The organism is Natrialba asiatica DSM 12278, assembly GCF_000337555.1.
Classification (GTDB): Archaea; Halobacteriota; Halobacteria; order Halobacteriales; family Natrialbaceae; genus Natrialba; species Natrialba asiatica.
Genome location: NZ_AOIO01000030.1, coordinates 104,912 through 118,683, shown reverse-complemented (window position 1 = coordinate 118,683; position 13,772 = coordinate 104,912). Strand labels below are relative to the sequence as shown.

The following is a 13,772-nucleotide window of genomic DNA, read 5'->3' as shown; positions in this document are numbered from 1 at the left end:
CTCAATCCTTCACCGTCCGCACGACCATCTCCGGCCGGTGAAGCATCTCTCGATCCGGACTGTTCTCGACAGCGAGAGCCTGCATCCGCTTTCACCTGGTGGTATCAGTGGACGCTACTAATTCGGTTCGGAGATAGCAAAAGCCGTCGGCTAGAGTTCTGGAACGTTCATGTGGAACCCTTCGCTGCGCGATTCGACCAGACAGAGGTGGTAGCCGCTCTTTCGGGAGAGATTGACGTAACTCAACTTCGAGCCGCGGCTGAGAAAGCCGCTGCTCGTTGCCTGTTCTGCGACCTCGAGTGCGCCGGGCTCGAAGTAACTCGATGTTACGGCGACGGCGGCCGCGAGATCCGGATAGTTCGCCTTCACTGCCGAAGCCGCCTCCTCGAGTTCTTCGAGCAGTTCCTGGCTGGCGGGTTCGCGGGAGTCGTTGAACGTCGCGAGGACGAGCGGGTTCCCCATTTTGTCGAAGGCGACAACATCGAATGTCACCTGGTCGGGGACGTCGTCGGTATCGTCGTCCGAGAGCGAGATCGTCGCCCCGAGTTCGGCGCGATCGATGCGCGGGATCGCATCGTAGAGATCGGCCAGGCCGTCGGCGTGGCCGGTATCGCGGATCTCGTAGAGAACCCGTTCGGTGAGCCAGTCGACGAAGCGGTGCTCGATCGTCTCGGTGAGAAACGCCTCGTAGGGTTGGTCCTCGACGGCGACGCTCGCGGCGTCGAACTCGGTGTGGTGTTCGAGGCGCAGGTTCGTCGCGACCTCGCTCCGGTCGGCACCGCCGTCGTGTGCGGTTTCGAGGGTCGGTTGGCTCTTGGATGCGTAGCGCACGAAGAGGTTCGTTCCCGAGAGTGCCTGTGCGGGGGAGAGGTGGGTCTCGGCATCGACTGCTCCCCGGGAGCCGGAACCGGTACCCGATCCCGAACGAGCCTGCTCGAGTTCAGTCTCGAGTTCCGAAACGCGCCCGCGAAGCTGTTCGATCGTCGCCGCGAGTTCCTGATTCTCGGCGCGTAACTCGTCGCGTTCGGATTTGAGTTCGCGGGCCTTGTTCGCGAGCGCGTCGTGTTTCGATTCGAGTTCTTCGATGCGGCGCGTATACTGGGTGAGCTGGCGTTTGTGTCGGTCGTCGGCGGGGGTGGGATCGGTCGACGTCGTGTCCGAACTGTTCGACCGTCGCGTCCCCTCCGTCGAGTGCGATCCCTGAACGGACGACGATGAACTCGATCCGGTTTCAGCGTCCGTCTCGCGGGTCTTTCGATCGCCGGCCGGAGGGTCTTGCTGGGCGTTGGTGGGTCGGGTTGGGGCCGTTACAGCGGATGCGGACTGAGCACTGCCGGTGGAATCCGAGTCCGCGTCCCCACCCGCGGCCGCCGAGTTGTCGGGATCGATCGAGGGAATCGATCGGGTTTCGCGCCACTGCTCTTCGGCTTCGAACTGCTGGTCGAGTTCTGCTGCGTCGGGATCGTCTGCATCGGGATCGACGGGATCGGCAGGATCGTCGGGATCGGCGGACCGGTGTGGAGACTGGGGCGGTTCCTGTGATCGAGACGAGGGCGAGTTTCGGTCTCGATCTCGATCTCGATTCCGATCCTGGGGTTGGGGCTGGTTCTGGTGCTGCCGGCGGCCGTTCGACTGTTCCTGCGTTTGCTCCTGGGACCGGGTTCGGGCCGAGTTCGCTGTCTCCGGGTCGGGACTGGCAGGTGGCTCTGCCGTCTCCGAGTCGTCAGCATCGCCCCCCTCATCCCCGTCGTCTTCGAGCCAGGAAATATCGTTCTGATCCAGTTCCTCCGCTGCTGCTTCGACCGTCTCTGGGTCCGGATTCGCTGTTATTCCGCTCTGGGCCGGAGACCCGTCGGGAGCGCCTGACTGTGCTTGTGGGGAGTCGGTTGGTGAGTCGGCGTCCGTTGCACTGGCACCATCTACCGGTGTCGTGATTCCGTCCGACTCGCCGGAATCAGGCGCTGTAAGTGTCGAATCTTCGCCATCTGTAATACCGTTTCCCGAGACGGCTGGCTCGGTGCCAGAGACATCGATCGGATCGATCGCTGACTCGGTCGGGTCGGCGGTCGGCTCCGCCGTGGTCGTGTCGTCGACGGGTCCGTAGTCGTCCGCCGTCGGATCGGACACATCGGCGTGTTGGCTCGTCGCTGTCCTACCTTCGGTAGTTTCGCCGTCGTCCGTGGCCGTCTCCGTTCCGGTCTCCACTGCCGGCGCTTCGGTTCCCGGCACGTCGGTGACCTCGATTTCGACGTCGATGACCTCGTAGATACCGACCTCATCGTCGGCTCGTTCGAACGCCTCGTCGCCGGTAATCAGCCGTTCTGCGTTCCCGATGTAGGCGGCTGCCATCCGACGGCCACCGTAGTAAACCGCGTAGTAATCGCCGCTGAGAACGTTCTCGCTCAGTTCGATATAGCCCGTAAACGATCCGTTCTGGAGCGTCTCGTCGACCTCCCGGAGCGGCGTCTCGTTCGTGTAGTACTTCGCCTGAACGTCGCCCCCGTGTGCTTCCATCGTACAGAGCAACGGTAACGACGGGTGCGGTGCCTGGTAAACGGTTCCCGTAGCATCCTCGAAGTCCGTGATTTCACCGCCGAGAACGCCGACGATGCGGCCGTTAAGCAGACACAGCCACGACCCACCCGCAGCGACGGCTCCCGAAAAGCCACCGTCAGCGAGATCAGAGAGGCCATCGAAACCACCACTGAACGAGCGAGAATCCCACTCCTCAACGCGCTCTTGCGTGCGCGAGTCCATAGTTCAACAAGCGGGAAGTGCAACAAATACGTTTCGCCTATATTTTCGATTCGGCATCCTCGGCAAGTTCTTTCATTCGCTTGCCAATTCGGCCCGCGCTCGAGAACTCGTCTTCGCTCATTGCCCCCGCCAGTGCGTTTCCGAGGACGAAGACGGCGTGTTTGTGCTCGCTCTTTGATTTATGGACATGCGAGGGATCGACATCGAGCTGGTGGTACGCTTCGAACAGGCTCTCATCGACCTCCTCGCGCTCTTCGAAGTACTCCATAATGACGACGAGTTCTTCGTGTAGCTCGAGGAGTTCGTCCTTATGCATACCCACAGGTACGAACGGTTTCGGCTTAAGGATTGTGTGGCGGTCGGTCGCAAAACTGTTGGCGGCAGGCACGCGCTCGGATGTAATTCCAAGCGCCGTTAGTGTGGCTCGTTACTGGCGTGGCCGAACACGGAACCGGCTTCGAACGTGGCGGCTCAGTCCGATTCGGATGGGGAGCATCTGGCGCGTTCGATTAGAGTTCGACGCCGCTCGGGATCAGACTGTGTTGTCGGAGGAGACTGCCTTCGTCGTCGTAGACGAGAAACGTCCGTTTGTCGTAGGTGACAAAGGAGTCGCCATCGAGCGTGATTTCGACCTCGTACCGGCCCTCGTCGTCGGCTGCACCCTCGCCGTACCCACGGGCCGCCCGAATGAACTGAAGGACGTCGGCCGCGTCCTCGTTGAGTTCGAGAATGAAGTCACCCGTGATGCGGTTCGTGACGCTGACGACGCCGGTGGTATCGTTTCCGAGCGGTTCTTGGAGCCGCAAGGCGACGTCGGTTTCACCCGCGTCAAGGATTTCGTCGTCGGAACCAGTAAGGCGCTCACGGAGTGTCGCTGCTGGGCCGGTAAAGTCGATCGATACCGAGGGTTTGCTCGGGTCCTCGCCAGTTTCGACCCAGTCAATATTGCTGACGTGTAACGTGAAATGCTCGCGCCTCATTCCGTAATCACGGTTAGCGCTCCCATCGTATGAACGTAACGCACAGCTGATCACGTCGGTGGACAGACACGATTTGCAGACGCTCTTTTCGGCGGAACGATCCGTCCAGTTGGTACGAACGGTCGAACGCAACGCTTTTTGCACGCCCGAGGCCGACACCCGGTAATGGAGGAGGACGACAGAGCGACCCCCAGCACGGTCCGTGACACCTACGATCGCATCGCGAGTCACTTCGCAACGACCCGCGAATACGCCTGGCCCGAAGTCGAGTCGTTCATCGAAACGACCGACGCACTCGCCGATCGGACTGTACCGGCCACTTCGGCGACCCGGCCGATCGTCGGTCTCGACCTCGGCTGTGGTAACTGTCGCCACGCCGAACTGCTCGCCGCGACCGACGCCGTCGACCGCGTCCTCGGTCTCGACATCAGTCGCAACCTCCTCGAAACCGCTCGGGAACGCGCCCGCACGAACGAGTTCAGCGTCGCTCTCTGTCAGGGCGACGCCGCCGCGCTCCCGCTTGCGACGGATGCCATCACCGTCGGCGTCTACGTGGCAACTCTCCATCACCTGCCAACACGGGAACTACGACGACGGAGCCTCGACGAACTCGGGCGCGTCCTCCGACCCGACGGCCGAGCGCTGGTCAGCGGCTGGTCGACCGCTCACGACCGCTTCGACAGCGACGCCGTCGCCGAGACGGGATTCGATACGACGGTCGAGTGGACCCTCCCCGGCGGCGAGACCATCGACCGCTTCTATCACATCTACTCGCCGCCCGAGTTCGAACGCGACCTCGAACGGAGCGCGCTCGATCTCTGCGAGTGGGAGCTCTCAAGCGGCAACTGCTATGCGGTCGTCGCGGGAACCCGGGAGTGAACTCGTGGGGGCGACCCCGCTCCGGGCACGCGATCAGATCGAAAAGGAAGAGCCTTAAACGTGGAGCCAAAATCGGGGAGTGCGCGCGGATGGTCTAGTGGTAGGACCTGAGCCTTCCAAGCTCATGGCCCGGGTTCAAATCCCGGTCCGCGCATTTTTGACGAACGGACGCGAGGAGAAACTGCGAAGAGGGATTTGAAGCGCGCGAGTCGCAGCGTCCGAACGAAGGGAGGACGACCGTCTTGCAGTCGGGTTCAAATCCCGGTCCGCGCATTTCTGTTGCGAGCAAACTCGCGAGCAGCAGCGATCCCGATCCGAGCAATCCCGGTCGACGCTGTTTTGGTGGGCGTCCAACCGTAAGCCGTTGGCTCCGACTACCCTTCGAGTGGCGTCTCGGGCGAGCGCGAGCGAAGGTCGGTGACGAGCGCGAAGACGAGACCGAGAACGGACCCGAATATGACATGCCCGAGCATGCTCTCGATCGCAGTGGTCGGAAACTCGGTCGCGGTGCCGGTGCCGATCGCTTCGATCCAGACCGGGAGGACGAGCAACGGCAGGATCGCCCAGATAGCCAATCCGAAGACGAACCCGGCCCCGATGAGGCGAAGTGTGAGGCCGGTTCGCGAGAGTGCACCCGTTTCGGGACTCGTCATGATCACGCCGAGAAACACGTTGCGAGTAACAAGTAGTCCGAAGAGGAGCCCCAGCAGAATTCCGTGAACGATGTGGATGCCCCAACCGACGACGCCGACCGGATCGAGCCCGTATATGCCGGGGATCGCAGCGGACACGGTATCCGGGTCGTAGACCCACATGAGGAGCCCGAACGCGAGTGCACCGATCGCCCCGCCGAGCGCGCTCCCGAGCGGCCACCCGATCGCGTTCTCGATACCGACTGCGGACTGTGTATCGGATTCGGCACTCATACTGGTTCTGCGTTCCGTACCACAACTGACGCCATAATTGTTCGTCCAAATGGACATCGTGGCTACCATTCCCCCGATTCGGCGGGTCGATGTCTATTAGTGGCTCTCGACCCAACGACCGCTCGATTCCACCGTGGACTACGAACTGCTCGCGTGGCCGCCGAACGGACCGAAACTGCGCCTCGATCACACGCGGTTCAGCTACGCCGGCAAGTTCGTCATGACGAATACAGGGAAGGCCGTCGCCCGTGAGGGCGACACCACCGTCGGAGCCATCGCGTTTAACGAGGACCGAACCGACGAGAACACGCTCTGGTTGCGCTACATCACGGTCGCCCGCGACCGCCGCGGCGAGGGGATCGGTCCCGAACTCGTTACCCTCGTCCGCGACCGCGCGAAAGAGCGCGGCTACGACCGCCTCCGCATCGCCGTCAACAACCCCTTCGCATACGAGGCGCTCTACCGCGCCGGCTTCGGCTACACCGGCGAGACGACCGGCATCGCCGAACTCGTACTCGAGTATCCGCCGACGGCGACGATCGAGAGCGAGACTGCGACCGATGAACCCGTTGCTTCGGAAGACGCTGGCCGAACTCGAGACGCGTATCAGGCCGGTCTCGACGAGTTCCGCAACCGCGACCTCTCCGACGCCGAACACTCGTTTCTCGACTCCCGTCGCGGAAGCGAGCCGCCACCACCGGAAGCGACGGGAAGAGACTGACGCGGAATCGCCGCGCTAGTCGTCGGCCGACCAGCAAACGTACGCCGCTGCGACGACGGTCGCGTGGAGTGTCCCGCCGACGGCGACGCTCGTGAACGTTCCGAGTGCGACGCCGATTCGCGGGGACGGTCCGCCGTGAAAGACGCCGGTCAGGACGGTGCCGAGATAGCCGGTAGCGAGGAGTAGCGCGACGACCGAGAACGGGCGTCTCACGGCGTATGCGCCGCTCTCAATCACAGCCTCGATCGGGCGTTTGCCGCCGATCACGATCGCTGCGGGCGTTAGAAAGAGTCCGCTCGCGATGGGAACGACGACGAACAGCCATCCGAAAAGCAGACCGAGTCCAGTCGATCTAGGTCCGGGTCCGGGTCCGATTCCGAACGCTCCAACCACGAAGAGACCGGCGAGCAGTACGATCTGGACGCCGAGCACGTACGCGAAGAGCCAGCCGAGTCGGGCGGGTGACGGGACGAGACCCGGAATGAGTCCCCTGCTCCCGTCAGCCCCGACTTCGGATGTCGCCGATGTCGATGAGATCGCGTCCGTTTTCGAAATCGAACGAGTCGCCAGCCGAACGACCCCCGCGAACGCCACCGTCACCGCGAGCGCGAGTCCGACCTGCCAGCCGATGAGTACGGCCAGGAACGCCGGTTTCAGCCCGAGAACGAGACCCGAGTTCACCTCGGCCATCGGCTCCAGTGCCGGCACCAGTGCGACCGAAAGGTGGACGACGCCGTTGGCAGGAAACGCCACCATATCGACGGGATACGGCGATTCGATCCTGGCGACTGCACTCGTCGCTCCGACCGCACCGGCGAGCGCGAAGGGGACGAGTAACGACGGTCGAGCGCGGAGCAGCACGATGGTGATTCGGACGAGGCCGATCAACCCGACGGGAGCATTGTCCGCCGTCTGCTGTGACGGTTCGGTTCCCGTCGGCGTCCCGTCGTTCGAATCGTTCGGTGTCGACATACTATTCGAGTCCGTAGAGCATGAGCGTCGTTCCAATCACGATGCGGTCGTCGGTGACGACGGCCGGCGTCATCCCGCTGCGTTCGACCGATCCACCGCCGCTGGTCGGGGCCATTTCTGTGAACGTCCACAGTGTCTCGCCGGTTCCCCGATCGAGTGCGTGAAGTCCCCGCCTGCCGGGAACGAGCAGGTGCTCGTCGGCAACCGTCGGCGGTGCTCCGTACGGAAGTCGGGGAACGACCGGTGCACCGTCGATCGTCTCCACCCACCGCCGCGAGCCGCTATTGCGGTCGAGTGCGACGATGCGAAACGTCTCGGGTGCCCCCTCGCGGTCGACCAATCCGACGTGATAGAGCCGCGCCTCGTCGACGGCGACACCGATGTGTTCGCTTCGATCGAGTGATTTCGTCCAGCCGAGTTCACCGGTCGCAGCGTCGAGTTCGCGGAGGCGAAGCGCCCGAGACGACGTGTCCCAGTCGATCGTGTAGACAGTGCCGTCGCGCGTTGTGAGACTGTCCGCGGGTTCGACGCCCGGGTTCGTGTCGCCGGATGAGACTTCGCCTGTGGTCGTTCGCCATTCGAGCGATCCGTTCTCGCTGGAGATTCCGACGAGCAGCGGGACGGCGATGGCGGACTCCTCCCGCCGCGTCCGGAGTTTGACGACGACGGTACCGGTTGTCGTATCGACGACGTGGCCGACCGGGGAGGCGACGTATCCGTCGGCGGCGACCGTCTCGAGGTCGAATCGCCAGCGGTTGCTTCCGTCGTCGCTATCGCTCGCCGAAAGCGTCGCCGATCGTGGGTGCAGCGAGACGAGCGTCCCGTCGACGGTGAGCGGCGAGCCGAGCCACTCGCCGTCGGAAGCTCTGAGGGGCAGTCGAGACGCGCTCGTCGAGTCGCCGTCGAGCCACCAGCGAGCGCGTTCCTCGCCGATCCCCGAAACCGAGTCGGGCCAGCCGTCGCGGCCGGCAGCGTAGCCGCCGATGACGGTGCCGTACGGAACGACCAACACGCCGTCCCGGTAGAGTTCGGTCGAGGCGAACGCCATCGGTGAGATATCCCGGCCGAACGGCCCGTAGGTGCTCGCACGCGTTCCCTCACCCGTCGCAGCGTCGAGGACGAAGAGTCCGTTGCTGTACTGGCAGTAGACGGTTTCGTTCGCGACGACCGGCGGGTACCAGCCGGAGGCGCTGACCGAGCGTTCCCAGGCGATATCGACGCCGTCGCGCGGGAGGGACGCGTTCGGGACGAACCGCGTCCGGCCCGGGTCGCAGCCGTACATTCGCCAGTCGGTATCACTCGTGCCGGGCGTCCGCTCAGCGCCGAGACAGCCCGCACCGAGTAGCGATCCCACTCCGGCGAGAACCGCCCGCCGACTGACGTTCTCGACAGCGTTCTTCACGGTACGTATCACGATAGTATAATTAGAAAATAAAAGTATTTCCGTTCGTCGAGAACGTCCGACGGCGAAGTGAACCCGCGACAGAAGCCAACGATTCAAAACCCGTTCGCCCGAATAGAGAGGCAATGGGAAACGCTGCTTTGCGCGACATCGCCGTCATCGAGGAGGTTCCGTTCGCGGACATCGAGGGCGTCGTCGCCGTCGACGCGCACAACTGGCTCTACCGCTATCTGACGACGACGGTCAAGTGGACCAACAGCGCGAAATACACGACCGCGGACGGGACCGAGGTCGCCAATCTGGTCGGCATCGTCCAGGGACTGCCCAAGTTCTTCGAAAACGACGTGGTGCCGGTGATGGTCTTCGACGGCGGCCCCTCCGAGCTCAAGGAAGACGAGATCGAATCCCGACGCGATCAGCGCCGAACCTACGAGGAGCAACTCGAGACCGCCCGCGAGGAGGGCGACGAGGTCGCCATCGCCCAACTCGAGTCGCGCACCCAGCGGCTCACCCCGACGATCCAGGAGACCAGTCGCGAACTCCTCGAACTGCTCGACGTGCCGATCGTCGAAGCTCCCGCCGAGGGCGAGGCTCAGGCCGCACACATGGCCCGGCGCGGCGACGCCGACTACGTCGGCTCGGAGGACTACGACGCCCTGCTCTTCGGCGCGCCGCTCACGCTCCGCCAACTGACGAGCAAGGGCGACCCCGAGCGCATGGATCTCCAGGCGACGCTCGACCATCACGGACTGACACTCGAACAGCTCATCGACGCCGCCATCCTCATCGGCACCGACTTCAACGAGGGCGTCTCCGGTATCGGCCCGAAAACGGCCATCGCGGAGATCACCGAGCACGGGGACCTCTGGAGCGTGCTCGAGGCCCGCGGCGACTCGATCCGGTACGGCGACCGCGTCCGCGAACTCTTCCGCGAGCCGAACGTGACCNAGCACGACGCTCGATCCGGATCTGGACGCGGCTCGGGAATACGTCACCGATGAGTGGGGCGTCGATCCGGGGGAGATAGAGCGCGGCTTCGAGCGCATCGAGGAGAGCGTCACGCAGACGGGATTGGATCGCTGGACGTGATGTGAGGCGAGGACGAGTCTCATCGCAGAACCAGCAAAACGGTCGGTAAGCGGAGCACCGAAGTCCGGCGGTCCCCCTTCTTTCTGCTGATGGACGCCTACGAAGTACAAGAGGCGACGAGTGACTACACGGGCATCGTCGAAACCGATCGCGAACGGCCCGAACCGGACGAAAACGAGGCGCTCGTTCGAATCCACGCCGCGTCGCTCAACTACCGAGATCTGGCGATCGCCAACGACGAACTTGCCTACCCCGGCGCGGAATTGCCGGTCGTTCCGCTCTCCGACGGTGCCGGGGAAATCGTCGCAGTCGGCGACGAGGTCGACCGGCTCTCGGACGGCCAGCGGGTCGCGACGCCGTTCGCACCCGACTGGATCGACGGTCCCGGAACGCGGGAGAAGATCGCCCGGACGACTGGCGGCAACGTCGACGGCGCGCTTGCCGAGTACGTCACGTTCCCCGCAGCGAGCCTCGCGACCCTGCCCGATCACCTCTCCTACGAACAGGGGGCGACGCTCTCGTGTGCCGGGCTGACCGCCTGGCGCGCGCTGGTCGAAGACGGCGGGCTCGGCGCGGGCGAGCGCGTCCTCGCGCTCGGAACCGGCGGCGTCTCGACGTTCGCCCTCCAGTTCGCAGCACTCCACGGAGCCGACGTCTTCGCGACCTCCTCGAGCGACGACAAACTCGAGCGCGCCCGCGACCTGGGCGCGACGTGGACGTGCAACTACGAGGAAACGCCCGACTGGGGTGAACTCGTCCGGGAGCGAACCGGCGGTGGCGTCGACCACGTCGTCGAGGTCGGCGGCCCGGGAACGCTCGAACAGTCACTCGCGGCGGCCGCTCCGGGCGGGTACGTCCACCTCATCGGCGTCCTCGCCGGGCAGGAGGGACGGGTTCATCCGGGCCCGATCCTCCACAAGGCGCTCACCGTCGAGGGCGTGATGGGCGTCGGCAGCCGCGCGATGTTCGACCGGATGACTCGGGCGATGGCCGCCTCGGAAATGGAGCCGGTGATCGACCGCACTTTCGACGCGACCGACGTCCGCGAGGCCTACCGGTACGTTGAGGCCGGCGAGCATCAGGGCAAAGTCGTCATCACCCTCGAGTAATCTCCGGTGGGTGTGGACCGTTTCGTCTGTCAAACAGTGCGATTTCAATTCGATCGCGGAAAGCGGACCACAGTGCGGGCGAATCGGCGGACCTGTTTCCGATCACCCGTACGCGTTATTCGGGCTATAATAATCCGTTCCTCGCGGCAACGGGTGATCGGGGTGATTGCCCATGTCACAGCACACCGAACGCAATCGATCCGAGTCGGCGACCGCCGAAACCGAAACCACCAGCGAACGGTCGCCGGCAGATCGACGGCGCGGTCCGCGGTTCAGCATCGGTTCATGGTTGCTGTCGACCGCAGTGCAGACGATCGTCGTTCTNTCTCTTCGCCCTGGGCCAGGCGGTCGGTGCCGATCTCCTCGGAATGATCGGCGGCGCGTTAACGACCCACACTGGCCAGTGGCTCGCCGTCGCGTTCATCGCGCTGCTCGTGATCAGCATGGCGCTCCGAGCGATGCGATACACGCGCCCGCGGTGGTAACGCGACACGGCCACACCCGCAACGACGCGCAGCGGCCCACATCGACCCCGAGATCGGACGACCGAATCGAGACACACCACCCCTTTTGCGTATGAAAAGTATAACTGAATGTACTTCACACTAACCAGTAGTGCCCTCCAACGCAACACCGCCGGCCTGGCGTCGACGCGAGTTCATCGCGACTGCGTCCCTCTCGCTCGGTGCGCTCGCCGGCTGTTCGACGGTCCGAACCGAATTCCGAGAACGGCGGCTTGGAGAACCCGACCGGCGACTCTCCCCCGACTGGCGTCCCGATCCGGGTCAGTGGCCGATGGAGGGGTATAATTTCGCCCAGACGAGCCACAACCCGTACGCGACACCGCCTCGGGACGAGCCCGAAATCGTGTGGACGTACGAACACGAGAACGGGCAGGAACAGAACTCGCTTCGGACGCTGATAGTCGCCGACGACACCGTGTACGTCAGAACCGACGGTGAACTCGTGGCGCTGGACGCGGCGACCGGCCAAACGCAATGGACCCAACCGCGCGAGGACAGGGCGACCCTCGCGTTTATCGCCGGCCGACTGTACGAGTTCAGGGAGGATCAACTCCGCGCGCTCACCCCGGGCGGAGAATCGATCTGGGAAACTGAATTCGACGACGACAATTACTATTACACGCCCCTCGAACGCGACGGGTGGGTCTACGTCACGGGTCGAGATACCGTCGCCCGACTCCACGCCGACACCGGCGACATCATCATCACGGCGGATCTGGACGCTGCGAGCCCGATAACTGCGGGCGGGCCGGTCTACGCCGGGCGCTACTCGCTGACGGCGTACGATATCGTCGACGCCGAGTTCAGTTCGCGCTGGACGGTCGACGATGGATTTCCCTACGAATCCTACGGATCGACCGCGGTAGCGAACGGGCTGGTAGTTCGATCAGAGCGCCATAATTACGCCGGCAACGGCGAGGATAGGGGCCGGCTCTCGATCTACGATGTGACTGACGGAACGAGACGAACGGAACTCACCACGGCACGAACAACTCAATCGCCGTCAGTCGACGGACAACGGGTGTACGTGAGTACGTCCGACATTCGAGGAGGTACCATCGGATCGGCGGGACAACTCGCCGCGTTCTCAGTCGACGGCGAGGAACGCTGGCGTTACGAACCGGAGGCGGGACTTCAGCCACCGGTCAGTGCCGACGGGACCGTCTACGTCGGGCCGTTCGCCAACGACCGAGTTCCGCTGGTCGCGTTCGACGCCGCGACCGGCAATGAACTCTGGCGGCGCGACGTGGCGAGTTCACCCGAACTCGCGATCGCGGGCGAGACGCTGTACGTCGGGACGAGCGAGTCGGTGCGGGCGTTTCGAGCGTAACCACGCGGCGGCTGAACCCGTGTAGTCGTGAACTCGCGGCCGCAAACCCGAAACGCAGCCGTCAGAACAGGTGGTCGTCCTCGTCCAGGAGTCTGGCGGGGCCGCCGACGTCCCAGACCGTCGTCGAGACGCCGCAGTCCGAAATCGCCTCTTCGACCTCCTCGGCGTGTTCGTCGGTCGTGTTGACGTAGACGCTCGCGCCCGTATCGGTGGAGAAGTAGACGGGGATATCCTCTTCCTCTCGCAGTTCGCGAACGCGGTTGAAGACCGCGAGCGTCGCCGGCTGCCAGTAGACCCAGCCCTCGGGGCCGGTCATCGTCGTCGCCGCGAGCGAGAGCGAGTCGTGTTCGGCCAGTTCGAAGACGCCCTCGAAGTCGTCGTTCCGAAGGGCGTCGCGCATCTCGGCGATCTGACCGTGGATGTGGGCGTTGCGGGCCTGGAACATGTGACTGTCGGCGGCCTCGTCGTGGGCGTCCTCGGTTTCCTTGTGGTAGGGGACGAGCCCGACGATGATCTTGAGATCCTCGTGGAGATTACTCGGCAGGCGTTCGGACCGGCAATCCTCGTCGTTCAGCCCGGTGTGCAGGTGGGAGAACGCGCCGGTGACGGCGCGGGCGGCCGAGGCCGAGCCGACGCGGGCGATGGTCGAAATCGTGGGACGGTCGGCGTCGATTTCGGCCGCGTCGGCCAGCGCCATCGCGGCGGCGGCAAAGCCAGAGGAGGAGGAGCCGAGCCCGACGTTCGTCGGGAAACTGTTCTCGCTCTCGAGGCGGACGGGGTAGACCGTGTGCGCGGCGTCCGAGAGGTCGCGGGCCTTCTCGACGACGGCGTCGACGCGCTCTGCGGCGCGGCCCTCCAATTCCTCGCCGTCGACGACGTAGGTGTCCTCGTCGTAGTCCATCGAGAACTCGACGGTCGTTCGGGTGTGGCTCGGGGCCGTACAGACGCTGATGCTGTCGTGGTACGGGAGTCGCTTGATGTCGTCGCGCATCCCGTGGTACTTGACCAACCCCTGAATCGGGTGGGCCATCGCGGTCGCTTTCATACCCGGATAGGCGGATGATGGCCGCTTAAAGTTCACGG

Annotated in this window: 11 protein-coding genes, 1 tRNA gene and 1 pseudogene; 6 read left to right on the top strand and 7 right to left on the bottom strand. The window is 64.2% G+C overall.

The window, feature by feature from the left end:
* Positions 1-150 precede the first annotated feature (150 nt).
* The 3 genes from C481_RS12075 to C481_RS12065 all read right to left on the bottom strand — a co-directional run bounded on the left by C481_RS12075 (position 151) and on the right by C481_RS12065 (position 3,737).
* The gene (locus C481_RS12075) at positions 151-2,757 is read right to left on the bottom strand and encodes a DUF7527 domain-containing protein (RefSeq protein ID WP_006109504.1); all 2,607 of its coding nucleotides are present in this window, start codon (positions 2,755-2,757) and stop codon (positions 151-153) included.
* A gap of 37 nt (positions 2,758-2,794) precedes the next feature.
* Positions 2,795-3,073: a UPF0058 family protein gene (locus C481_RS12070; RefSeq protein WP_006109503.1), complete on the bottom strand. Its 279-nt coding sequence runs from the start codon at positions 3,071-3,073 to the stop codon at positions 2,795-2,797.
* Positions 3,074-3,266: 193 nt separating this feature from the next.
* Positions 3,267-3,737, bottom strand: coding sequence for a DUF5793 family protein (locus C481_RS12065; protein WP_006109502.1), 471 nt, complete (start codon positions 3,735-3,737; stop codon positions 3,267-3,269).
* Between the two features lie 165 nt (positions 3,738-3,902).
* On the opposite strand from C481_RS12065, the gene C481_RS12060 reads away from it, so the two are divergent.
* Positions 3,903-4,616 carry a class I SAM-dependent methyltransferase gene (locus C481_RS12060; RefSeq protein ID WP_006109501.1) on the top strand — a complete coding sequence of 238 codons (714 nt, stop codon included), beginning with the start codon at positions 3,903-3,905 and terminating at the stop codon, positions 4,614-4,616.
* An 83-nt stretch (positions 4,617-4,699) separates the two neighbouring features.
* Positions 4,700-4,770: transfer RNA gene (locus tag C481_RS12055), tRNA-Gly, on the top strand.
* Between the two features lie 220 nt (positions 4,771-4,990).
* Here C481_RS12055 and C481_RS12050 read toward each other — a convergent pair.
* Complete coding sequence (locus C481_RS12050) at positions 4,991-5,542, bottom strand: hypothetical protein (protein WP_006109500.1); 552 nt, start codon at positions 5,540-5,542, stop codon at positions 4,991-4,993.
* Positions 5,543-5,675: 133 nt separating this feature from the next.
* Between C481_RS12050 and C481_RS12045 the strand changes: the two genes are divergently transcribed.
* Positions 5,676-6,263, top strand: coding sequence for a GNAT family N-acetyltransferase (locus C481_RS12045; protein WP_006109499.1), 588 nt, complete (start codon positions 5,676-5,678; stop codon positions 6,261-6,263).
* 15 nt (positions 6,264-6,278) lie between these two features.
* Here C481_RS12045 and C481_RS12040 read toward each other — a convergent pair whose 3' ends face one another.
* Together C481_RS12040 and C481_RS12035 are read right to left on the bottom strand one after the other, a co-directional pair.
* Positions 6,279-7,235, bottom strand: a complete 957-nt coding sequence (locus C481_RS12040) for a hypothetical protein (protein ID WP_006109498.1) — start codon at positions 7,233-7,235, stop codon at positions 6,279-6,281.
* A 1-nt stretch (position 7,236) separates the two neighbouring features.
* Positions 7,237-8,637 (bottom strand): outer membrane protein assembly factor BamB family protein, encoded by a 1,401-nt coding sequence (locus C481_RS12035; protein WP_006109497.1) that lies wholly within the window; start codon positions 8,635-8,637, stop codon positions 7,237-7,239.
* A gap of 125 nt (positions 8,638-8,762) precedes the next feature.
* On the opposite strand from C481_RS12035, the pseudogene fen reads away from it, so the two are divergent.
* From fen to C481_RS12015, 3 genes and pseudogenes are all read left to right on the top strand, one after another.
* Positions 8,763-9,726: pseudogene (fen, locus tag C481_RS12030) on the top strand (flap endonuclease-1).
* A gap of 89 nt (positions 9,727-9,815) precedes the next feature.
* Complete coding sequence (locus C481_RS12025; protein WP_006109495.1) at positions 9,816-10,835, top strand: zinc-dependent alcohol dehydrogenase family protein; 1,020 nt, start codon at positions 9,816-9,818, stop codon at positions 10,833-10,835.
* Positions 10,836-11,450: 615 nt separating this feature from the next.
* The gene (locus C481_RS12015) at positions 11,451-12,689 is read left to right on the top strand and encodes a PQQ-binding-like beta-propeller repeat protein (protein WP_006109493.1); all 1,239 of its coding nucleotides are present in this window, start codon (positions 11,451-11,453) and stop codon (positions 12,687-12,689) included.
* A gap of 61 nt (positions 12,690-12,750) precedes the next feature.
* Here C481_RS12015 and mvaD read toward each other — a convergent pair whose 3' ends face one another.
* The gene (gene mvaD, locus C481_RS12010; protein WP_006109492.1) at positions 12,751-13,734 is read right to left on the bottom strand and encodes a phosphomevalonate decarboxylase MvaD; all 984 of its coding nucleotides are present in this window, start codon (positions 13,732-13,734) and stop codon (positions 12,751-12,753) included.
* Between the last annotated feature and the right edge of the window lie 38 nt (positions 13,735-13,772).

Excerpts from the sequence above, each read along its gene's own strand:
- C481_RS12075 (WP_006109504.1), bottom strand. The coding sequence starts at position 2,757 with ATGGACTCGCGCACGCAAGAGCGCGTTGAGGAGTGGGATTCTCGCTCG.
- C481_RS12070 (WP_006109503.1), bottom strand. The coding sequence starts at position 3,073 with ATGCATAAGGACGAACTCCTCGAGCTACACGAAGAACTCGTCGTCATT.
- C481_RS12065 (WP_006109502.1), bottom strand. The coding sequence starts at position 3,737 with ATGAGGCGCGAGCATTTCACGTTACACGTCAGCAATATTGACTGGGTC.
- C481_RS12060 (WP_006109501.1), top strand. The coding sequence starts at position 3,903 with ATGGAGGAGGACGACAGAGCGACCCCCAGCACGGTCCGTGACACCTAC.
- C481_RS12050 (WP_006109500.1), bottom strand. The coding sequence starts at position 5,542 with ATGAGTGCCGAATCCGATACACAGTCCGCAGTCGGTATCGAGAACGCG.
- C481_RS12040 (WP_006109498.1), bottom strand. The coding sequence starts at position 7,235 with ATGTCGACACCGAACGATTCGAACGACGGGACGCCGACGGGAACCGAA.
- C481_RS12025 (WP_006109495.1), top strand. The coding sequence starts at position 9,816 with ATGGACGCCTACGAAGTACAAGAGGCGACGAGTGACTACACGGGCATC.
- mvaD (WP_006109492.1), bottom strand. The coding sequence starts at position 13,734 with ATGAAAGCGACCGCGATGGCCCACCCGATTCAGGGGTTGGTCAAGTAC.